The 20,672-nt window shown below is 41.7% G+C and carries 20 protein-coding genes and 1 tRNA gene; 12 read left to right on the forward strand and 9 right to left on the reverse strand.

What is annotated here, in order from left to right:
- Positions 1-13 precede the first annotated feature (13 nt).
- Positions 14-667: a DUF4271 domain-containing protein gene (locus tag MKO06_RS02435; protein ID WP_241550752.1), complete on the forward strand. Its 654-nt coding sequence runs from the start codon at positions 14-16 to the stop codon at positions 665-667.
- 23 nt (positions 668-690) lie between these two features.
- A complete protein-coding gene (locus tag MKO06_RS02440; RefSeq protein WP_156279754.1) occupies positions 691-1,440 on the forward strand; it encodes a uroporphyrinogen-III synthase in 750 nt (249 codons plus the stop codon).
- An 82-nt stretch (positions 1,441-1,522) separates the two neighbouring features.
- Here the strand turns inward: MKO06_RS02440 and pckA are convergent, their stop codons facing one another.
- Positions 1,523-3,121: a phosphoenolpyruvate carboxykinase (ATP) gene (pckA, locus tag MKO06_RS02445; protein WP_241550753.1), complete on the reverse strand. Its 1,599-nt coding sequence runs from the start codon at positions 3,119-3,121 to the stop codon at positions 1,523-1,525.
- 77 nt (positions 3,122-3,198) lie between these two features.
- On the reverse strand, positions 3,199-3,588 hold the full coding sequence (locus MKO06_RS02450) for a DUF423 domain-containing protein (RefSeq protein WP_241550754.1): 390 nt from the start codon (positions 3,586-3,588) through the stop codon (positions 3,199-3,201).
- Positions 3,589-3,654: 66 nt separating this feature from the next.
- Between MKO06_RS02450 and MKO06_RS02455 the strand changes: the two genes are divergently transcribed.
- Both MKO06_RS02455 and MKO06_RS02460 read left to right on the forward strand, forming a co-directional pair.
- Positions 3,655-5,028, forward strand: a complete 1,374-nt coding sequence (locus MKO06_RS02455; protein ID WP_241550755.1) for a saccharopine dehydrogenase family protein — start codon at positions 3,655-3,657, stop codon at positions 5,026-5,028.
- Between the two features lie 49 nt (positions 5,029-5,077).
- Positions 5,078-5,548: an Lrp/AsnC family transcriptional regulator gene (locus MKO06_RS02460; RefSeq protein ID WP_241550756.1), complete on the forward strand. Its 471-nt coding sequence runs from the start codon at positions 5,078-5,080 to the stop codon at positions 5,546-5,548.
- 51 nt (positions 5,549-5,599) lie between these two features.
- Here MKO06_RS02460 and MKO06_RS02465 read toward each other — a convergent pair whose 3' ends face one another.
- Positions 5,600-6,292: a zinc metallopeptidase gene (locus MKO06_RS02465; protein ID WP_241550757.1), complete on the reverse strand. Its 693-nt coding sequence runs from the start codon at positions 6,290-6,292 to the stop codon at positions 5,600-5,602.
- 197 nt (positions 6,293-6,489) lie between these two features.
- Here MKO06_RS02465 and pyrH point away from each other — a divergent pair, with 197 nt between their 5' ends.
- From pyrH to MKO06_RS02505, 8 genes are all read left to right on the forward strand, one after another.
- The gene (gene pyrH / locus MKO06_RS02470; RefSeq protein WP_241550758.1) at positions 6,490-7,197 is read left to right on the forward strand and encodes a UMP kinase; all 708 of its coding nucleotides are present in this window, start codon (positions 6,490-6,492) and stop codon (positions 7,195-7,197) included.
- Positions 7,198-7,222: 25 nt separating this feature from the next.
- The gene (frr, locus tag MKO06_RS02475; protein WP_241550759.1) at positions 7,223-7,777 is read left to right on the forward strand and encodes a ribosome recycling factor; all 555 of its coding nucleotides are present in this window, start codon (positions 7,223-7,225) and stop codon (positions 7,775-7,777) included.
- 96 nt (positions 7,778-7,873) lie between these two features.
- Positions 7,874-10,288, forward strand: coding sequence for a DUF5686 family protein (locus MKO06_RS02480; protein WP_241550760.1), 2,415 nt, complete (start codon positions 7,874-7,876; stop codon positions 10,286-10,288).
- Between the two features lie 77 nt (positions 10,289-10,365).
- A complete protein-coding gene (locus MKO06_RS02485; RefSeq protein WP_241550761.1) occupies positions 10,366-12,774 on the forward strand; it encodes an efflux RND transporter permease subunit in 2,409 nt (802 codons plus the stop codon).
- 74 nt (positions 12,775-12,848) lie between these two features.
- Positions 12,849-14,291 carry an asparagine--tRNA ligase gene (gene asnS, locus MKO06_RS02490; RefSeq protein WP_241550762.1) on the forward strand — a complete coding sequence of 481 codons (1,443 nt, stop codon included), beginning with the start codon at positions 12,849-12,851 and terminating at the stop codon, positions 14,289-14,291.
- A 4-nt stretch (positions 14,292-14,295) separates the two neighbouring features.
- Positions 14,296-15,150, forward strand: a complete 855-nt coding sequence (locus tag MKO06_RS02495) for an RluA family pseudouridine synthase (RefSeq protein ID WP_241550763.1) — start codon at positions 14,296-14,298, stop codon at positions 15,148-15,150.
- Between the two features lie 94 nt (positions 15,151-15,244).
- Positions 15,245-16,702 (forward strand): RNA polymerase factor sigma-54, encoded by a 1,458-nt coding sequence (gene rpoN, locus MKO06_RS02500; RefSeq protein ID WP_241550764.1) that lies wholly within the window; start codon positions 15,245-15,247, stop codon positions 16,700-16,702.
- Positions 16,702-17,334, forward strand: a complete 633-nt coding sequence (locus tag MKO06_RS02505) for a hypothetical protein (protein ID WP_241550765.1) — start codon at positions 16,702-16,704, stop codon at positions 17,332-17,334. Before rpoN ends, MKO06_RS02505 begins: the two co-directional genes overlap by 1 nt.
- On the opposite strand, the gene MKO06_RS02510 is transcribed toward MKO06_RS02505, so the two are convergent.
- The 6 genes from MKO06_RS02510 to MKO06_RS02535 all read right to left on the reverse strand — a co-directional run bounded on the left by MKO06_RS02510 (position 17,303) and on the right by MKO06_RS02535 (position 20,640).
- A complete protein-coding gene (locus MKO06_RS02510; protein WP_241550766.1) occupies positions 17,303-18,019 on the reverse strand; it encodes a porin family protein in 717 nt (238 codons plus the stop codon). The genes MKO06_RS02505 and MKO06_RS02510 overlap by 32 nt on opposite strands.
- Positions 18,020-18,108: 89 nt before the next feature.
- Positions 18,109-18,591 (reverse strand): ExbD/TolR family protein, encoded by a 483-nt coding sequence (locus MKO06_RS02515; RefSeq protein ID WP_241550767.1) that lies wholly within the window; start codon positions 18,589-18,591, stop codon positions 18,109-18,111.
- Positions 18,592-18,620: 29 nt separating this feature from the next.
- Positions 18,621-19,229, reverse strand: coding sequence for an ExbD/TolR family protein (locus tag MKO06_RS02520; RefSeq protein ID WP_241550768.1), 609 nt, complete (start codon positions 19,227-19,229; stop codon positions 18,621-18,623).
- A gap of 1 nt (position 19,230) precedes the next feature.
- On the reverse strand, positions 19,231-19,668 hold the full coding sequence (locus MKO06_RS02525) for a tweety family protein (protein ID WP_241550769.1): 438 nt from the start codon (positions 19,666-19,668) through the stop codon (positions 19,231-19,233).
- A gap of 17 nt (positions 19,669-19,685) precedes the next feature.
- The gene (locus tag MKO06_RS02530; protein WP_241550770.1) at positions 19,686-20,483 is read right to left on the reverse strand and encodes a MotA/TolQ/ExbB proton channel family protein; all 798 of its coding nucleotides are present in this window, start codon (positions 20,481-20,483) and stop codon (positions 19,686-19,688) included.
- A 69-nt stretch (positions 20,484-20,552) separates the two neighbouring features.
- Positions 20,553-20,640 (reverse strand) — tRNA-Ser (locus tag MKO06_RS02535).
- Between the last annotated feature and the right edge of the window lie 32 nt (positions 20,641-20,672).

Here is a 20,672-nt window from a genome sequence, read left to right on the forward strand (position 1 = left end):
TAAAAAATTGTACATGCAGGCCATAGACAGAATTTACCAACATCAGGACTGGATTACCTTGATCTTCCTATTATGCTTTATTCTGCTTGTTCTCGCAAAAATTCTTTTCACTCAACGATTTGAAGAGTTCGCTAATCTTTTGAACTCGGGTAAATTTATAGCCTTTAAAGGAAAGGAGAATAAAGCTTTTCATCCTTTTAACATTTTGTTGTTATTCATACAATTGCTGGCGGTCTCCATTTTTCTTTACATCGCTTATGCCTATTCCTATGAACTGAAAGATGAGGCCTGGATCATTTTTATCCGAATTTTTACAGCCTTCACCTGCCTGCTTCTGTTCAAAGCACTTTTAGAAAAGATCATTGGCAATATTTTCGAAATCGATGAGCAAATGGATTATTATATCTTCCAGAAGCTAAGCTATCGAAATTTCATAGCCCTATTTCTTCTGGGGGCATCTTTATTCCTGATCTATACTGTCTCACCAACGACACTTATTTTGTCGATTATTGGCGGAGCGGCCTTGCTTGCCAATGCCATAGGAATGTTTATTATATTCAGACGAAATCAAAATATACTTAGCGCCAATTGGTTCTATTTTATTTTGTACCTTTGCGCTCTTGAAATCGCCCCTTATATTATTTTATATAAGCTGATTATAAACTAAAAAGGATTTTTAAAGTTTACTATATGAAAGTGAAAACAATTTTGGTTTCACAGCCAGAACCTAAGGTTGAAAATTCTCCTTATTTTGAGCTGGAGGAAAAACAAAAAGTTAAAATTGATTTCATCCCTTTTATCCATGTGGAAGGTGTGCCTTCTAAGGAAGTAAGACAGCAAAAAGTCGATCTCTCCAAATTTACTGCTATCATTCTTACCAGCAGGAATGCTGTTGACCATTTTTTCAGAATTGCTGAAGAAATGAGGTTTAAAGTGCCGGATACCCTGAAATATTTTTGCCAGAGTGAGGCTGTAGCTTATTATCTTCAGAAATATGTGGTCTACAGGAAAAGAAAGATCTATGTTGGGAAAAGAACCTTCGCAGAACTTGCTCCTTTGATCAAGAAATATAAGAACGAAAAGTTTCTACTTCCGTCTTCGGATATGCTGAAACCGGATGTTCCAAAAACACTGAATAAATTAGGAGTAGACTGGAAAAAGGCAGTTTTTTACCGTACCGTAGTAAGCGACCTCTCTCATTTGAAAGACGTTACCTATGACATCCTGGTTTTCTTCAGCCCAAGTGGAATCAAATCACTTTTTGAAAATTTTCCAGATTTTAAACAAAACAATACCCGTATCGCGGTTTTCGGCAACACTACCATCAAAGCTGCAAAAGATCACGGTCTTGTGGTGAACATAAAGGCTCCGACTCCGGAAACGCCAAGTATGACGATGGCAATTAGCAAATACATTAGTGAAGTAAATAAGAAAGCTTAAGCTTTATTTACTTTTTCAAAATAGAAAAATCCGGTCTTTCGACCGGATTTTTCATTTCAACCTTTAATCTAACAATTTAAAACTATCCGATGGGAGCGCCATTCATGATCTCGTCATTGGCATACTCCTCGAATTTACTAAAGTTCTTTTTGAAGAAACCTGCGAGTTCCCGGGCTTTCTTATCGTAAGCCTCTTTATCTTTCCAGGTATTCTTTGGGTTCAGGATCTCTGACGGAACCCCTTCACAGGTTTTCGGCATTTGTAAACCAAATATCTCGTGAGTTTCATATTCTACGTCTTCCAGTTTTCCTTCCAAGGCAGAGCTAATCATTTCACGGGTATACTTTAATTTCATCCTGCTTCCAACCCCATACGGTCCACCAGTCCATCCGGTATTCACCAACCAGACATTTACACCTGCATCTTTCATTTTGGCGCTTAACATTTCAGCATATTTTGTGGGATGCAACGGCATAAACGGCGCACCAAAACATGCCGAAAAGCTCGGGATTGGCTCATCCACCCCTGCTTCGGTTCCCGCCACCTTAGCCGTATAACCACTAATAAAATGGTAAGCGGCCTGTCCTGGCGTCAATTTACTGATAGGAGGAAGCACTCCAAATGCGTCGGCTGTCAGGAAAAATACGTTCTTCGGGTTTTCGCCTCTTGAAGGCTGCTGTATATTGTTGATATGACTAATAGGATAACTTACCCTGGTATTTTGGGTGATACTGGTATTGGCAAAATCTACCTCTCCTTTTTCATTCAGCACCACGTTTTCCAGGATAGCACCAGGCTTAATGGCATGGTAAATATCCGGTTCGTTCTCTTCAGAAAGATTGATCACCTTCGCATAGCATCCACCTTCAAAATTGAAAATAGTATTTTCGGCGGTCCAGCCATGTTCGTCATCTCCAATTAATCTTCTTTCAGGATCTGCAGAAAGAGTGGTCTTTCCGGTTCCCGATAATCCGAAGAAAATCGCGGTATCTCCATCTTCTCCAACATTCGCAGAACAGTGCATTGGCAAAGTGTTCTTATAGACCGGAAGTACAAAATTCAGGGCAGAGAAAATTCCTTTCTTGATCTCCCCGGTATAACCAGTTCCTCCTATAATCGCAATCTTCTTTTTAAAATTAAGGATCGCAAAATTCTCCTGTCTGGTCCCATCCACTTCTGGATTAGCTTTAAACCCAGGAGCGTTCAGAATCAGCCAGTCTTCCTTAAAACTATCGAGCTCTTCCTCCTCAGGTCGAAGAAACATGTTATAGGCAAACATATTAGACCATGGATACTCGTTCACGACCCTGATATTAAGCCGGTATTTATTATCAGCACAGGCATAGGCATCTCTTACGTAAACCTCCCTGCCGCCTAGATAATCGGCAACCTTTTTGTAAAGTTTATCGAACTTCTCGGGATCAAAAGGAATGTTTATGTCCCCCCACCATACTTTATCTTCAGTGATCTCATCTTTTACGATGAACCTGTCTTTAGGAGACCTTCCTGTAAACTCACCCGTATTAACGGCTAAAGCTCCAAAGGAGCTTTCGACGCCCTGCCCGAGCCTTATAGTTTCTTCCTGAAGTTCTTCCGGAGATAGTTGATAGTGTACTTTAGCTTTGGTGATCCCGTAATCCTCTAACGAAATCGTTTTCGTAATATGGGTGTTTTCGACCATAAAAAATCAAATGTGTAGTTTGTTTAGGCCTACAAAATTAAAAATCTAAAATAGATATATCACCAATAAGCCTCAAATTATTTCTTTTTTAACTTTATGAAACTCAACAGCAAAATGCTCCATGCAATTATCAAAAGGCTTCCACCTACAGGGGTCACCAATGCGAATTTCCCCAATTCAATGCCAGTTATATCGGCAGTGGAAAGCAGGTAAATAGAACCTGAGAACAGGACCACGCCCAGGCAAATTAGATAAAACAGCCAGTTATGGGTTTTAGAAGAATTTAACTTTAAAACACCCAGTATCAATAACAAAAAGGAGTGATACATCTGGAACCGAATTCCTGTTTCAAAAGAGGCCAGGGAACTTTCTGAAAGACTTTCCTTTAATCCATGTGCGCCAAAAGCACCCAGGAGCACCGCGGTAAGACCAAAAAATGCGCCGGCAACGATAAATCTTCTATTCATACTTCATTTTATTTCATTCAAAGTTTTAATACATTCGTTTACCACTACACAAAACTAACTTAATTTATGCGTAAAATTTTAATCGTTGGAGCAGGAAAATCCACGTCTGTTTTAATCAGTTACCTGCTTGACCAGGCAGAAAAAGAGGAGCTTCATCTTAGAATAGGAGACCTGGACCTGGAAAATGCGAAAAAAGCCTGCAGGGAACATCCCCGGTGTGACGCCTTTAAACTCGATATCTTTAATTCTGAAAGCCGCGAAGCAGCCATCCAGCAGGCAGATATCATCATCTCTATGCTCCCGGCAAGATTCCATATAGAAGTCGCCAGGGATTGCCTGAAATTTGGAAAAAATATGGTGACGGCCTCCTACATTAGTGAGGAAATGAAGGCCCTGGATGAACAGGTGAAAGAGAAGGGACTTGTATTTATGAACGAAATTGGCGTAGACCCTGGCATTGACCATATGAGCGCTATGCAGGTCATAGACAGGATCCGTGATAAAGGTGGGAAAATGTTATTATTCGAATCCTTTACCGGCGGACTGGTCGCTCCAGAAAGCGATAACAATCTCTGGAATTATAAATTCACCTGGAATCCCCGAAACGTGGTCGTAGCCGGCCAGGGCGGTGTTGCCGAATTTATCCAGGAAGGCAAATACAAATATATTCCCTACAACCGGCTATTCAGAAGAACTGAATTCATTGAAATTGAAGGTCATGGAAAATTTGAAGTCTACGCCAACAGAAATTCGCTGAAATACCAAAGCGTTTATAGCCTGGAAGACGCTCTAACCTTATACCGGGGCACCATACGAAAGGTTGGCTTCAGCAGGGCCTGGAACATGTTCGTACAACTAGGCATGACAGATGACAGCTTCAGCATGAAGGATTCTGAAAACATGAGTTACCGCGATTTTATCAACTCGTTCCTGCCTTATTCCCCAAGCGATTCTGTTGAACTTAAGACCAGGCATAACCTTAAGATCGATCAGGATGATATCATGTGGGAAAAACTGCTCGAACTGGATATCTTTAATCCGAATAAAAAGCTGGGCATTAAAAACGCCACTCCGGCCGAGGCTTTACAGAAGATCCTGATGGATAAATGGTCGCTGTCCCAGGAAGACAAGGATATGATCGTGATGTACCACAAATTTGGCTATGAACTGAATGGCGAAAAAAAACAGATCGATTCTACCATGGTACATATAGGAGAAGACCAATCCAGAACAGCTATGGCCAAAACCGTAGGTTTACCGGTAGCTATGGCGACCATCATGATCCTGAACGGCCAGATCGAAACACCCGGAGTACAATTACCTATAAGGAGAGAAGTATACGAACCCATCCTTTCCCAATTAGAAAAGCACGATATCACTTTTAAAGAAAAAGAAACCGAATACCTGGGATATAATCCATTTGGAGAGGTAGGTAATTAAATTTTGAAAGCTTTTTTTATATTTTAGCTTTAAAACCAAAAATATCAGGATGAAGATAGTAAACGAAAATGTTAAGCTCGACGGTATCGATAAGACTATCCTGAACTTTTTGATGAAAGATGCGAAAAAACCGATCCTAGAAATTGCTAAGAAAATTGGGATCACAGGGGCCGCCGTTCATCAAAGATTGAGGAAACTTGAAAAATCGGGCTTGATCGAAGGTTCCAGGATGATGCTGGATGCCAGGCTTCTGGGCTATAAAACCATGGCATTTGTTGGGGTTTACCTGGACAAGGCCGTAAGCAATCCCCAGGCAGTTAAAAAGCTTAGCGAAATTCCAGAGGTGATCGAGTGTCATTATACTACCGGGAACTGGTCTATCTTCCTGAAGATCCTGTGCAAGGATAATGAACATTTAATGCAGGTTCTTAATAAAGACATACAGGCCATTGATGGAGTCTCCAGAACCGAAACCTTTATTTCCCTTAATCAGCAAATAAACCGCCAGATCAGGATATAAAAAAAGCTGCCCGAAAAGGCAGCTTTTTTATTAATTTATATGGATTTGCATTTAATCTCTTCCCAAATAAAGACTTAAAAAGTACATGAGAGTCGCAAGGGAACCAATGGCAGCCACTACATAAGTTCTGGCAGCCCATTTTAGGGAATCCTCTGCCGCGTCGTGTTCAGAACTGGTGAGCATGTTCTCATTTTCAAGCCATACCAATGCCCGTTTACTGGCATCATATTCAACGGGAAGCGTAATAAAACTGAATAGTGTTCCCATAGCATACATTATGATACCTATAAGTAGAACCGTTTGACCAACTCCTACTCCAACCATGGTCATCAAAATAAGCCCTCCAAAGATCGCCCATTGCGACAATTTAGATGCTACGCTAACCACCGGCACCAGTTTACTTCTCATTTGCAGCCAGCTATAAGCCTGAGCATGCTGAATGGCGTGACCACATTCGTGGGCCGCCACCGCCGCTGCCGCTGCATTTCTTTGTGAATAAACACCTTCACTAAGATTCACGGTTTTTTTTGCAGGATTATAATGGTCAGACAGCATCCCTGGTGTAGAGATCACCTTGACATCTGTAATGCCATTATCGTATAACATCTTTTCTGCGATCTCCTTACCGCTCATCCCGTTTTGAAGACGCATCTTCGAATATTTCCTGAACTTGCTCTTAAGCGTATTGCTCACGATCATACTTACGATAAATATGAGTCCGGCAATTATATAATATCCCATCATAGGTTTAAAATTTTATTCTTTTTTGTGTTTCAAAGATATCAAAAATCTGGCCATAGCTTTAATTAATATAATAACCATGACACTGTTGTCAGTTGCCCTAATGACCATCGATCTCAGGATTCATTTTCATTTTCACCGGTTTCTATTTTCCAAATTCAGATATTAGCTATATTTGCAACGATAATTAAAGAATAGCTATGCAATACAAAAGAATACTTTTAAAACTATCTGGAGAAGCTTTAATGGGCGACCGTCAATATGGCATCGACCCAAAACGCCTGGCAGAATACGCTGAGGAAATAAAAACAGTAGTGGATAAAGGTATTGAGCTGGCTATTGTTATTGGAGGCGGGAACATTTTTAGAGGAGTAGCCGGTGCCAGCCGCGGAATGGATCGTGTACAGGGCGACCATATGGGAATGCTGGCAACTGTGATCAACGGGCTTGCTTTACAGAGCGCTCTCGAAGATGCCGATATCCAGACCAGATTGCAGTCTGCCATAAAGATCAATGAAGTTGCGGAACCTTTTATCAGGAGAAAAGCAATAAGGCATCTTGAAAAAGGCCGTGTGGTAATTTTTGGAGGCGGAACCGGGAATCCGTATTTCACCACCGATTCTGCCGCAGTTTTGAGAGCGATCGAAATCAAAGCCGATGTAATCCTGAAGGGCACAAGGGTAGATGGGATATACACTTCAGATCCTGAAAAAGATAAAGCCGCTACCAAATTCGATTTTATTACATTTGAAGATGTAATCAAAAAAGGATTAAAGGTGATGGACACCACAGCCTTTACCCTTAGCCAGGAAAATGAATTACCAATTATCGTTTTCGATATGAATAAACCGGGCAACCTTTTAAAGGTAGTTACCGGGGAACCTGTCGGAACCAAAGTGAACCTATAAATCTGAATTAGTAAATTGTATTAAAATGGATGAAGAAGTTGAATTGATCTTAGAAGAAGCAAAAGAGGGGATGGAAAAAGCCATTTCGCATCTTAAAAAGCAACTTTCTAATATACGTGCCGGAAAGGCAAACCCTAGCATGCTGGGAAGTGTAATGGTAGAATATTACGGAGCTCAAACTCCGTTGCAACAGGTGGCCAATGTGAACACACCAGATGCCAGGACGCTATCTATCCAGCCTTTTGAAAAAAGCCTCATCCAGGAGATCGAAAAAGGGATCATGCAGGCAAATCTTGGCTTCAATCCAATGAACAACGGGGAAAGCGTGATCATTAACGTTCCGCCATTAACCGAAGAAAGAAGGGTTCAACTATCAAAACAGGCAAAAGCCGAAGCTGAAGACGCGAAGGTTGGAGTGCGTAATGATAGAAAACAAGCCAACCAGGAGATCAAGAAACTCGATATTTCTGAAGACTATAAGAAAAGTGTTGAGGATGAGATCCAGGAATTGACCGATACTTATATTGATCGAATTGAAAAGATCCTTGCTACCAAGGAAAAGGAGATCATGACCGTTTAATTTCCACATAAAATGTGAAACTGTTGCCGGATTGAGTCTAAAAGATTTAGATTTAATCCGGCAATTTAGTTTAATAAAAAATTCAGGCTCCTTTTAATGAAAATCCTCCTCGTCTTCTTATTGTTATTTGTATGCCCAGATATGCTGGCTCAAACTATCCCGGGGCGGGTCATTAACAGGGAAACCAGGGAACCGCTTGCCTTTGCAAGCATTCAGCCAGAGAATCATCCCCGGGTACTCACCAATATCGACGGAAGTTTTCAGCTGGACCTGGAACAATTGCCGCAAAGCCTTACTATATCGTATCCTGGCTATCAGGCAATCGAAGTCAACGTCGACCGGTCTACCCGCTATTTGCAAATTGGTCTTGATAGATCAGGAAGATCGGTTAAGGATCATTCAGAAGACTTAATTGGTGAAGCCATCAATCGAAATCATCAAAACGATCCGGAACGTGCGCTGGAAGGCTTCAAATTCAGGACCTATTCCAAATTCATCATCGACACCAAAAGCAATGCTGGTTCACCCATAGAGATCATGGCCGACACGGCCAATGGAAGAGCATTCCTTTCAGAAAAAGTTTCAGAGAATTTCTTTCGATCTCGTACCGGAACCAAAGAACTGGTTACCGGGATACAAACCGCAGGCTTTGACAGACCGGTTTATAACGTCCTGGCAATGGAGATCAACCCCTTCTCTATCTATAAGGATGATTACCGTCTTTATAAAACCGAATATGCCGGACCTCTTGGGAAGGGCGCGCTTCGAAATTATGAATATCAGGTGCTTGATACTACAAAAAGTGACAGGCCTGCATATATCGTTCATTTCAAGCCAAAACGAGAAAAAATAGTTGCGGGGCTTGAGGGCATAATTTACCTGGACACGACCAGCCTCGCAGTGCAGAAGGTTCGTGCGCAATTACTGGGAGAGATCAGGCTGGAAATTGATCATAATTATGAATATTTTCCTGGCAAAGATCTCTGGTTTCCTTCAGAACAATCCACGATTATCAGGCCGGGTAGTGGCGGGAAGGAAGTAGCAGTTTTTGACAGCAGTATTGGTGTAGGAACCATTCAGCCGAAAAAAAGTGTGCTGAACCTGATCTTTGGAAGCGCGAACGTGGATAAAAACCTGTTCCTCTCTTCAACGACCAGGAATTTTGACATCGACCTGAATTTTGACGGAATCATCCCAACTCCCGGCGCTACAATCGAAGTGACTGATGAAGCTCCAAACAAAGATCCGGACTTCTGGAACGAATACAGGCAAAGTGAATATACACTCAGGGATCGCGTAACCAGTGAAAATCTTGATGTCCTGCTAAAAGAAAATAAGGTAGCCAGAAAGATACAGGTAAAAAATGCGATCAGCACAGGCTATTATCCACTAAAGTACTGGGATGTAGATCTAAGCAAGATCTTCAAATTCAATAATTATGAAGGTATTCGATTAGGCTTTGGCGGAAAGACCAACGACCTAATTTCAGAAAAATTCAATATCAACGGTTATACCACCTACGGTTTTAAGGATGAGGTAATGAAATACGGTATAGGCAGCCGTATTTTCCTGAACAAAAGAACCGGCACCAACCTGAACTTTTATGTTTCAAGAGACATACAGGAAACCGCTTCTTTTAATTATTTGAAAGGCAGAAACACCTTTTCCATTATCGAACCTCGTTTCGTTAATATTAATTTCTTCTATAATTACCGAACTTACTGGGCAGGTATTCAGCACAATATCACTCCAAATCTGGAAACGGAGTTCCGGCTGGGAAGAGAGGAGATCTGGCAGATAAGGGACTATAATTTTAGCGTAGATGGCCGGCAGGTAGGAGAATACGATCTCTCCACCGCGACGCTTTCCTTTCTCTGGAGACCTTTTTCAAGGTTCTTAAGCACCCCCGAAGGAAATAGAATCCTGGAACGCAAATTTCCGCAGGTAACAGGACAGATACAACAATCCTTCGAGGCATTCGATGGTGAATTCGATTTTACCCGGGTAGGCCTAAAACTAGAACACGAAATTAAAAGGCTGGACCTTTCCAGGACCGAATTCATCCTGGAAGGAAATTATGGTTTTGGAGAACTACCTCTAACCCACGTTTTTCATGCCTACCCCAACAACCCTAACAGGCCGGCGATCTTAAGGCGGTTCTCGGTAGCCGGTCGAACCAGTTTTGAAACCATGTATTTCAACGAATTCTATAGCGACAGGCAGGCCATGCTGCACATACGGCACCAGGTTAGACCTTTGCGCATTGCTTATAATTACAGGCCCGAACTTGTGCTTATTTCCAGGTTTGCTATAGGAGACTTCAGCAACCAGGCCAACCACCTGAACATTCCCTTCAACACCCTGGAGCACGGTTATTCGGAAGCCGGCTTCGAGATCAATAAAATCATTAGCGGATTAGGTTTGAGTTTTGCCTATAGATACGGGGCTTATCACCTACCCACCTTCGATCAGAATTTTTCGCTGAAGTTTACTTTCCTCCTTCAGTTGTAAATAATCGAATATTAATAGGCTAACCATTAACTAATTAAAGTAGCTTTTTTTTACCTTTGCGCCGCTAAAATAAAGCCATGCAGAAGATTTTTAGCTTTGGATTCTGGAATTCCATCGCCCGCCTTATTTTGAGAAACCGGATCATTATTCTAATCCTGATTGGAGTAATGACTTTTCTCCTTTCCACCCAATGGAAGAATATGCGGTTTTCGTATACAGAAGCCAACCTGATGCCGGACGATCACCCGGTAAACCAGGTCTATACCGATTTCCTTGATAAATTCGGAGAGGAGGGCAATCTCATACTGCTTGGAGTTCAGGACTCTGCAATTTTCACCCCGGAAAAGTTCAGGGCTTGGAACCAGCTAACTGATAAACTTACCTCCTACCCGGAAGTAGATCATATCATCTCCCCTTCCAGCCTGAAGGAATTAAAAAAATTCGAGGATCCAAAAAGGTTCGAAATGGTTCCTCTGCTTTCAGAAAACCCAGACAGTCTTGAGTTACAGAATTTTGAAAAACAGCTGTTCACCGAACTCCCTTTTTATGAGAACCTGGTCTATAGCTCTCATTCCAACACCATACAAACAGCCCTTTACCTGAATAAAGAGCTTGTCAATACAAAGGCAAGAAAGGAATTCGTCCTGGAAGAACTGGATCCGCTTATCGAGGCTTTCGAGGAAACACACAATATTGACGTTAGGGTATCGGGAATGCCATATATTCGTACACTTAATGCCCAGAATATCGTGGACGAGATAGGCCTGTTCATACTTGCCGCCCTTATCGTTACCTCGCTTATCTTCTTTTTCTTTTTTCGTTCGGCAAGAGCTACACTCATTTCAATGGTCACGGTTTGTGTTGGGGTAATGTGGGCTTTTGGTGTCATAGGTTTGCTGCATTACGAGATCACCATTCTAACGGCTTTGATCCCACCATTGATCATCGTAATTGGAATACCAAACTGTATCTTCCTGATCAATAAATACCAGCAGGAGATACAGAAACACGGAAATCAGGCCAAATCCCTGCAACGGGTGATCACCAAAGTTGGGAATGCTACCTTGATGACCAACGTAACGACCGCTTCCGGGTTCGCTACGTTCATACTAACAGATTCCAAGCTCTTACAGGAATTTGGTGTAGTGGCATCGATCAATATACTGGCCATTTTCATTCTAAGTTTACTTATCATACCAATCATTTACAGCTATCTAAAGCCTCCTAAATACAGGCATTTGAAGCACCTGAACAAAAGATGGATTGGTGGATTCGTGGACTGGATGGAAAACATGGTTCGCAACAATCGTATAGCCATCTATATTTCTTCGGTAGCGCTGCTTGCTTTAAGTATCATTGGGATCTATACCATTCGTATTTCAGGAAGCATCCTGGAGGATATGCCTAAGGAAACTCAGTTCTTTCAGGATGTAAAATTTTTTGAAAGAGAGTTCGACGGTGTAATGCCTTTGGAGATCATCATAGATACTGAAAGGCCCAATGGGGTTATGAAGCTTTCGAACCTGAAAAGAATGGAAGAACTGGAGCAGTTCATCCAGGATATCCCTGAACTATCCAAACCACTTTCGGTAAACAGGATAGTAAAATACGCCAAGCAGGCTTATTATAACGGTAATCCCAAATACTACCAGCTGCCAACTTCCCAGGAACGGAATTTCATCATGCCGTATGCTAAAAATCTTTCTTCAGAAGATGGCATTATGGAGGCATATGTAGATTCCTCCGGCCAGTATGCGAGGGTTACTACCTTTATGCAGGATGTGGGTACCGAAAAAATGGAAGAAATAGAGCAGGATCTAATCCCAAAGATCAATAAGATTTTCCCTGAAGACAGATATGATGTTTCCTTAACCGGAAAGGCTCTTTTATTCCAGAAAGGAACGACCTACCTCGTAAAGAACCTGGTCATTTCTCTTGGACTGGCCATACTTTTAATCGCCGGACTTATGGCGTGGATGTTCCGCAGCGCGCGAATGATCCTTATTTCATTGGTTCCAAACCTGTTACCATTACTGGTAACTGCAGGAATGATGGGCTTCCTGGGTGTGCCAATTAAACCATCAACCATCCTGGTATTTAGTATAGCCTTCGGGATTTCGGTAGATGACACCATACATTTCCTGGCGAAATACCGGCAGGAACTTAAGGCCAATAACTGGAAGATCAAGAAATCGGTTTATGCAGCCCTGAGAGAAACCGGGGTTAGCATGTTCTATACCTCGATCGTTCTTTTCTTTGGCTTTTCTGTATTTATGATAAGTAGCTTTGGAGGAACCGTAGCCCTTGGAGGTCTGGTTTCGGCCACCTTGCTTTTCGCAATGCTGGCTAACCTTTTACTACTGCCATCCCTTTTATTATCTCTTGAACGAAGTATCGCCAACAAAAAAGTCCTTAAGGAACCGGCGATGAACATCATCGAAGAAGAGAACGGGGATGTTGAAGATTATCTAGACAAGAAGAATTGAAACTATTAATAAAATAGCCTGCTTGCTAAGCTTCAGGCGAAAAACTATCTTTGTTTTTTCTAAATTTTGAGTAAATGATACAAGCAAAAATCGCTGAAATACTGGAAAGTGATCAGTTTTTACAGGAATTCATGGTTAAAGGTTGGGTTCGCTCCTTTCGAAGTAACCGGTTTATCGCCCTTAACGACGGTTCCACCTTAAAAAACCTTCAGTGTGTTATCGATTTTGAAAATACTTCAGAGGAAACTCTACGGAGAATCAATACCGGCGCAGCTATTTCGGTTAAGGGAACCCTTAAGGAAAGCCAGGGTAGCCAGCAGCGAGTGGAAATCGAGGTGAATGAGATCAAGATACTTGGAGATGCCAATCCTGAAGAGGTAAAATACACCATACTTTCCCCTAAGAAACACAGCCTGGAAAAGCTTAGAGAACAGGCACATTTAAGGGTGAGAACCAATACATTTGGTGCCGTGATGAGGCTTAGAAGCAAACTTTCCTTTGCCGTTCATAAATATTTCCAGGAAAAGAATTTCCATTATGTGAACACCCCTATTATTACGGGAAGTGATGCCGAAGGCGCGGGAGAGATGTTCAGGGTGACTACCCTGGATATGAAAAATCCGCCAAAAAATGAAGACGGAAGTATCGATTTCAGGGAAGATTTCTTCGGAAAAGAAACCAATTTAACGGTATCTGGCCAATTGGAGGCTGAAGCTTTCGCGCTGGGACTTGGACAGGTTTACACCTTTGGCCCTACTTTCAGGGCTGAAAATTCAAATACCTCCCGGCACCTGGCCGAGTTCTGGATGATAGAACCCGAAGTTGCGTTTTGTGACCTGGATGGTAACATGGATCTTGCCGAGGATTTTATAAAATATGTACTTCGCTATATAGTGGAAAACTGCAAAGACGATCTGGAATTCCTTGCAGAAAGACATGCCAGCGAAGACAAGCTGAAACCAAAAGCTGAAAGAAGTGAAATGGGACTTTTGGAAAAGATCAACTTTGTTTTGGACAATAACTTCAAAAGAGTGAGTTATACCGAAGCGATTGAGATCCTGAAGAATTCCAAACCTAACAAGAAGAAGAAATTCAATTATATCATTGAAGAATGGGGTGCCGACCTCCAGAGTGAGCACGAACGCTTCCTGGTAGAGAAGCATTTTAAATGTCCCGTGATCATCTTTGACTATCCGGCTAAGATCAAGGCTTTCTATATGAGGCTTAACGAGGATGAGAAGACCGTACGGGCGATGGATATACTGTTCCCCGGAATTGGAGAGATCGTTGGCGGAAGCCAGAGGGAAGAACGCCTGGATGTTCTTAAGGCTAAAATGAAGGAACTGGATATCCCTGAAGAAGAACTATGGTGGTACCTGGATACCCGTAAATTTGGAACCTGTGTGCATAGTGGATTTGGACTTGGTTTCGAGCGTCTGGTACAATTCGCCACCGGAATGGGCAATATTCGTGATGTAATTCCTTTCCCAAGAACCCCTCAGAACGCAGAATTTTAGATAATTGAAGATCATAGAATCGCATATAGTTCCTGCAACTCCTCAAAAGATAAGGTTGCAGGAATATGCGATCACTATTTTCAATTCCATATCCACAAAAAGCGGACTCAAAAAAGCTATAAAAAAAGGGCTTATTCAAATCGACAGTGAACCCGCTACTACTGCTCACTGGATAAAGGAAGGACAAAAGATAGATCTGCTTCAACCTGAAAAACCTTCTAAACCTGTCTTTAAACTGAAGATTAATGTCATCTTCGAAGATGATAATCTGGCAGTGGTTCATAAACCCGCAGGCTACCCAACAAGTGGCAATTTTTTCAGGACCATAGAGAATTGCCTCCCTTTTAACCTGCAACCTTCAAAGGCAACAGATGCACTGCAGTGGCCCCTTCCAGCACATCGTTTAGACAGTCCAACTTCGGGCATCCTGCTTTGCGCCAAAACGCAACAAGCACTTTTAAGTCTTCAGAGATTATTCGAAAAAAAAGAGGTTACCAAGGTCTATCATTGCCTGGTACATGGACAAATCAAAGCACCGCTTACTATAAGTTCTCCTGTCCAGGGAAAATCGGCAAAGACCCATGTAGAAATTGAAAAGTTTTTCAAAATAAATGATGAGCCATTTACGTTGTTAAAGGTATATCCGCTTACCGGAAGAACGCATCAAATTCGAGTTCATCTTTCAGAACAGGGCTACCCGATTATAGGTGATAAGTTATATACTATAAAACAACATGTATACTTCGAGGAAAAAAGCTTATTCCTGTTCGCCAGTGAGATCGAATTCCAGCACCCGGTAAGTGGGGAGAAAATGCTTTTCTCCCTGAGGCTACCCAAGCGATTCCGAAGACTGTTCTAAAGATTCTGTTAACAAAATTTTACCAGAATCATAGGGTATGCCAAAGATAGTATGGCCCGGATTTTCATTATTTTTGTTAGAGAAGTAATCATATATGCTAAAGCAACAATTAAACCTTAAACTGTCTCAAAAGCTGTCTCCACAGCAGATCCAGTTGATGAAGCTAATTCAATTGCCCACCCAGGCATTTGAACAGCGCATCAAACAGGAGCTGGAGGAAAATCCGGCTCTCGAGGACGGTAAAGAGGAACGAATAGATGAATATGATGATTTGAGCAATGAATCTTCAGAGGATGATTACGATAATGAAACCATCGAAACCGAAATCGATGTAGATGAATACCTGAGTGATGATGAGATCCCAAGCTACAGGCTTCAGGCTAATAATTACAGCCCCGATGATGATGACAAACAGGTACCATATGCAGCTGGAACTTCATTTACCCAACATCTCAAATCCCAGTTAAGCACCTTCCGTTTTGATGAAACAGAGCACGAAATTGCAGAATTCCTGGTAGGTAGCGTGGATGAGAGCGGTTATATTCGCCGAAGTGTCCAGGATATCGTGGATGACCTGGCCTTTACCCAGAATATCTATACCAATGAGGAACAGGTAGAAAAGGTACTTCAGAAAGTACAGCAACTGGATCCGGCCGGGGTTGGAGCCAGAAGCCTTGAGGAATGCCTGCTCATTCAATTAAATCGCAAGGAGCCTACCAAACAGGTAACCCTGGCAACCGAGATCCTGAAGCGATCTTTTGACCATTTCAGCAAGAAGCATTACAAAAAATTGCTTTCCAGGCATGATATTTCTGAAGATGAATTACGCGATGCTATTGAAGTGATCGAACATCTTAACCCAAAACCCGGTGGCGCATACTCTGGCAATACACGTATCGTAGAACACGTGATCCCCGATTTCACCATTAAGATCGAAGATGGTGAACTACAACTTAGTTTGAATGGACGTAATGCCCCTGAAATGCATATTTCAAGGGACTATAGCAATATGCTTAAGGGTTACAAGGAATCTAAAGAAAAAACCAAGGCACAAAAGGATGCCGTCATGTTCATCAAACAAAAACTGGATGCTGCAAAATGGTTTATCGAAGCCATTAAACAGCGCCAGCAAACCCTTATGGTTACGATGAGTTCCATCATGAATTACCAGAAGGAATATTTTCTTACCGGTGATGAGCGTAACCTAAGGCCAATGATCCTTAAGGATATCGCAGATGAGATCGAAATGGATGTCTCAACCGTTTCAAGGGTGGCTAATTCGAAATATGTTGACACACCTTATGGAACCAAGCTAATCAAGGAATTTTTCTCAGAATCCATGAAGAACGACCAGGGAGAGGATGTTTCTACCAGGGAGATCAAAAAGATCCTGGAAATTTCAATAGAGGAAGAGAATAAACGAAAACCATTAACCGATGAGAAACTGGCCAAGGTTCTAAAGGATAAAGGCTATCCAATTGCCAGGAGAACAGTGGCAAAATACCGGGAACAACTTGACATACCAGTAGCGCGTTTACGTAAAGAAATTTAATGAAACCAATTCTTAAGCTTGCCTCTTATCTTTTTCATCCGCTGTGGATGCCTTTCACCGGAAGCTTTCTATATTTCATGCTAATTCCCAGGTATTTCCCGGGAGAGATCGTCAAGGCGAAATTACTGGCCATTGCCATAATCACTATTTTTATACCAATAGTCTTTTATTTTCTTCTAAAGAACCTGGGCAAAGTTCAAAGCCAGTTCTTACAAGATGTAAAGGAGCGCAAATGGCCGCTCTTTTTCTTTATCCTGCTGGTTTTTATGGTCCTAAACCAGATCCTTAATGTATATAATTACCCGGGGCTATATTTTTATTTCGTAGGCATTCTTATTTCCACATGCCTGGCTTATATCCTCACCTGGTTCAATATGAAGATCAGTCTGCACATGATTGGTATTTCAGGCCTTATCATGTTTTTCGTGGCATTTTGCCTCTACTTTCACCTTTACCTTATTTACACCCTAAGTTTCCTCATCATCGCTGCAGGCCTTACCGCCTCTTCCAGATTATATTACAAAGCTCATACCGGATGGGAACTGGTCCTGGGGGTAGTTATTGGTTTTTTACCACAGTTATTCGTCCTCAAATTCTGGTTTACAGAATATAGAACGTTAGACCTATTTTAAGAGTAGAAAGACCAAGCTCTTCTTCATCCACCATCGCATCCTGAAAAAATGGCGTTAATGCATAATAAAACTGAAAATTGAAGGTATTATAACCAAAGGTAAAAGTTGCACCCAATCTCAAACGGTTAAGTTCGGGAATATCATTAATGATAACCCGCGTGTCTGAATCTTTGTAATTGCTTCGAAAGTTATACATATAACCCAATTTTAGACCTGAGTAGATCCTCCAGAACTTATAGGTTTGCGGCGTAGAGGTACGCCACCTGAATTCCAGGGGCAGTTCTACCAACTGAGTGGTAAAGCGATTGGTACTGTAATCAAGGTCATCGTCCAGGCTTCTGAAAATAGTACCGTCGTTAGATTCACCTATAAAAAGGTTTTGCCCATAACTGGCTATAGACCATCCAAGGCCAAGACCAATAGCTACATTTCTTCTTTCATTTAACGGAAAGTCCCTTATAAAGCCAAGATGCATCCCACCTGAAAAGCTTTCCTGTGAAATTGTAGATGGTCGCTCAGTGATAAGATTAAAACTGAAACCAACGTAAAACTGATCTTCCCTGTATGAACTATCAATGCTAAATGGGATAGAATCCGGAATCTTATACCTGTCTTCTTCCTCCTGGGCAGATAGGAAAACCGGTAATAAAAGGCTTAGGAATAACAGGTGAAGCTTAGGATTCATCCGGAAATTAATGTGAAGTTTAAATATAAAAAAACATCCTGTTCGAATTTAGATCAAACAGGATGTTTAGTATAATTAAATCGAAAAGATTATTCAACGTTTCGCGTAGCATCTCCAACAACCGTAGTATAGTTGATCTTGAGAGCTTCTGCTTTTCTCAATTCTTGTTTAATATCAGAAACCAATCCCATATTTGTTTCTTCATCTACCTTTAATGCGGTAGTTAAATATGGTACCAATTCCTCTCGTTTTGACTCGCGCTCTGCGTAGATAAACTGCTGTACTTCTTCAACACTGGCAAATTTATCATTTAACTGGATACGAGCTTCAGTTCCGTATTTGGCCTGATATCTCTGGCTCGGTTTCCCGGCGTAGATATACATGATCAAATCTTTCTTATCTAGTTTCTCAACCTGGTCAGCGAATGGTAAGGTATTTTCTACCATAAGTGTAGTATCTCGCATTACAGTGGCCACCATAAAGAAAAACAAGAGCATGAAAACGATATCAGGTAGCGATGCCGTACTAATTGCCGGCAATTCTCCAGACTTCTTCTTTTTAAATTTAGACATAATTAAAGTCGTTTTCGTTTGTTAATGTTCTAACTCTTAGGTTCGGCCTCAGACAGTTTTTGAGGAATCATATCCTGAATCACATTGATCTTCTCTTTAAGAGCATCTTTATCTCCAGTAAATTGAGGATCATTGAAATTCTTCTCCATCTGCGTAAAGGTCATCCCATACATTCTCTGAGCTTCACGGTCTCTAAGCTGATTATATGCAGCCACGAGTTCGTTCTGAACAGCGATGTAAGTTCCATACTCAGTTCCGCGGTTATTCTGAAGTGAGATAATCGCCTTTTGAGGATTCACTGATGAGTTAGGATCCTTAGGTCCCTGGCAGAAGCTACAGGCTTCATCACCTGTACCCGCTCCATTATCAAGGAACTCAACAGCAGCTTCCCTTAATTCGGAAAGCTCCATCTCTTCATCTTCGACCAGCAGCTCATTGTTACTGTTAACCTGCACGGTAAAGATGTTACGTTGTTTAATGATCGGAGGCTCTACGTCTTCAGGTTGCCATGGCGGTAACTTTCGGCTTATCCCGCTATCTGTTTCGATGGTAGTGGTTACCAGGAAAAAGATAAGTAGCAGGAAGGCGATGTCTGCCATAGAACCAGCGTTCACTTCCGGTGCTGATCTCTTTGCCATATTACTTAGCTAATTTTTTAATTCCAGAGAATACCATTGATGCAACGGCAATTCCGGCCAGGATATAGAAGGTAATTAAACCTGCTCCAACCCAGTGATCACCAGATGCTGAAAGCATGGTACCGTCTTTTAACTCCCTTGCTGTTCCCTCGCTCAACATATAAGCGATTACAACGATCACCAAAAATGATCCTACAGCAATTAACGTGTTCTTAATATTCCCTCTGAACAAACCTACGATCACAAATAATGCCACGATGACAATTACCGCGAATAAAACCAGGTAAGCGATCCACATATACGGATCAAGATGACTACCCTGAAGGTCTGCTGAGGCTTTAATAGCGTCGTCACCGGTGGCGATGATCCTTCCCAGAAGGATCAAACCTATCACACCAATAACGAGTGCCAGATATTTTAATATTTTATGTAAGGTCATGATTTTTTTGCTTTGTCTTAGACTCTCTTTTTGTTCTTGTAAGCTACTAACATATCGATTAGAAGGATAGAAGCATCTTCCATATCGTTTACGATACTGTCTATCTTAGCGATGATGTAGTTATAGAAAATCTGAAGAATAATCGCAACGATCAAACCGAATACAGTTGTAAGAAGTGCTACTTTAATACCTCCCGCAACTAGTGATGGCTGCATATCTCCAGCTGCCTCGATACGGTCAAAAGCCTGAATCATCCCGATTACAGTACCCATGAACCCAAGCATAGGAGCCAATGCGATAAACAAGGAAACCCAAGATACGTTCTTCTCAAGCTGTCCCATTTGAACACCTCCGTAAGCCACAACTGCTTTCTCTGCAGCTTCGATGCTTTCGTCTGCCCTGTCTAGACCCTGGTAGTAAATAGAAGCAACAGGACCTTTTGTATTTCTACAAACTTCCTTAGCAGCCTCGATTCCTCCACTGTTAAGAGCGTCTTCAACGTTTTGAGCAAGTTTCTTGGTGTTGGTGGTTGAAAGGTTTAAAAAGATAATTCTCTCAATGGCAATAGCCAAACCAAGAATTAAACAAAGGAGAACGATTCCCATGAATACTGGACCACCTTCGATGAATCGTTTTTTAAGCTCCTGATGAAAACCAAGTTCTTCTTCCACAAGTTCATCACCGGCTGCTTCTTCGTCCTGTACGAAGGTCACAATCGTTCCTGGCAAAGTATTCGCGCTATTAGCCGCCTTTAGATTGTAGGCCCCAAGAACCGTAATCGCGGCGATTACCAAAATAGAAAATAATCTTTTCATTACTGTTTGTCTTAATTTAATTAGTTAAAGGTTTAAAGATATAAATTATTTTTAATAAAAAACACTTAGCAGAGAGGAAGGGATTCGAACCCTCGATACGCTTGTGACGTATACACACTTTCCAGGCGTGCGCCTTCGACCACTCGGCCACCTCTCTATTAGGCTTTTAATTCATTAGGGCCGGCAAAT

Source organism: Christiangramia oceanisediminis, assembly GCF_022570735.2.
Lineage (GTDB): Bacteria > Bacteroidota > Bacteroidia > Flavobacteriales > Flavobacteriaceae > Christiangramia > Christiangramia oceanisediminis.

Excerpts from the sequence above, each read along its gene's own strand:
- MKO06_RS02435 (WP_241550752.1), top strand. The coding sequence starts at position 14 with ATGCAGGCCATAGACAGAATTTACCAACATCAGGACTGGATTACCTTG.
- MKO06_RS02440 (WP_156279754.1), top strand. The coding sequence starts at position 691 with ATGAAAGTGAAAACAATTTTGGTTTCACAGCCAGAACCTAAGGTTGAA.
- pckA (WP_241550753.1), bottom strand. The coding sequence starts at position 3,121 with ATGGTCGAAAACACCCATATTACGAAAACGATTTCGTTAGAGGATTAC.
- MKO06_RS02450 (WP_241550754.1), bottom strand. The coding sequence starts at position 3,588 with ATGAATAGAAGATTTATCGTTGCCGGCGCATTTTTTGGTCTTACCGCG.
- MKO06_RS02455 (WP_241550755.1), top strand. The coding sequence starts at position 3,655 with ATGCGTAAAATTTTAATCGTTGGAGCAGGAAAATCCACGTCTGTTTTA.
- MKO06_RS02460 (WP_241550756.1), top strand. The coding sequence starts at position 5,078 with ATGAAGATAGTAAACGAAAATGTTAAGCTCGACGGTATCGATAAGACT.
- MKO06_RS02465 (WP_241550757.1), bottom strand. The coding sequence starts at position 6,292 with ATGATGGGATATTATATAATTGCCGGACTCATATTTATCGTAAGTATG.
- pyrH (WP_241550758.1), top strand. The coding sequence starts at position 6,490 with ATGCAATACAAAAGAATACTTTTAAAACTATCTGGAGAAGCTTTAATG.
- frr (WP_241550759.1), top strand. The coding sequence starts at position 7,223 with ATGGATGAAGAAGTTGAATTGATCTTAGAAGAAGCAAAAGAGGGGATG.
- MKO06_RS02480 (WP_241550760.1), top strand. The coding sequence starts at position 7,874 with ATGAAAATCCTCCTCGTCTTCTTATTGTTATTTGTATGCCCAGATATG.
- MKO06_RS02485 (WP_241550761.1), top strand. The coding sequence starts at position 10,366 with ATGCAGAAGATTTTTAGCTTTGGATTCTGGAATTCCATCGCCCGCCTT.
- asnS (WP_241550762.1), top strand. The coding sequence starts at position 12,849 with ATGATACAAGCAAAAATCGCTGAAATACTGGAAAGTGATCAGTTTTTA.
- rpoN (WP_241550764.1), top strand. The coding sequence starts at position 15,245 with ATGCTAAAGCAACAATTAAACCTTAAACTGTCTCAAAAGCTGTCTCCA.
- MKO06_RS02505 (WP_241550765.1), top strand. The coding sequence starts at position 16,702 with ATGAAACCAATTCTTAAGCTTGCCTCTTATCTTTTTCATCCGCTGTGG.
- MKO06_RS02510 (WP_241550766.1), bottom strand. The coding sequence starts at position 18,019 with ATGAATCCTAAGCTTCACCTGTTATTCCTAAGCCTTTTATTACCGGTT.
- MKO06_RS02515 (WP_241550767.1), bottom strand. The coding sequence starts at position 18,591 with ATGTCTAAATTTAAAAAGAAGAAGTCTGGAGAATTGCCGGCAATTAGT.
- MKO06_RS02520 (WP_241550768.1), bottom strand. The coding sequence starts at position 19,229 with ATGGCAAAGAGATCAGCACCGGAAGTGAACGCTGGTTCTATGGCAGAC.
- MKO06_RS02525 (WP_241550769.1), bottom strand. The coding sequence starts at position 19,668 with ATGACCTTACATAAAATATTAAAATATCTGGCACTCGTTATTGGTGTG.
- MKO06_RS02530 (WP_241550770.1), bottom strand. The coding sequence starts at position 20,483 with ATGAAAAGATTATTTTCTATTTTGGTAATCGCCGCGATTACGGTTCTT.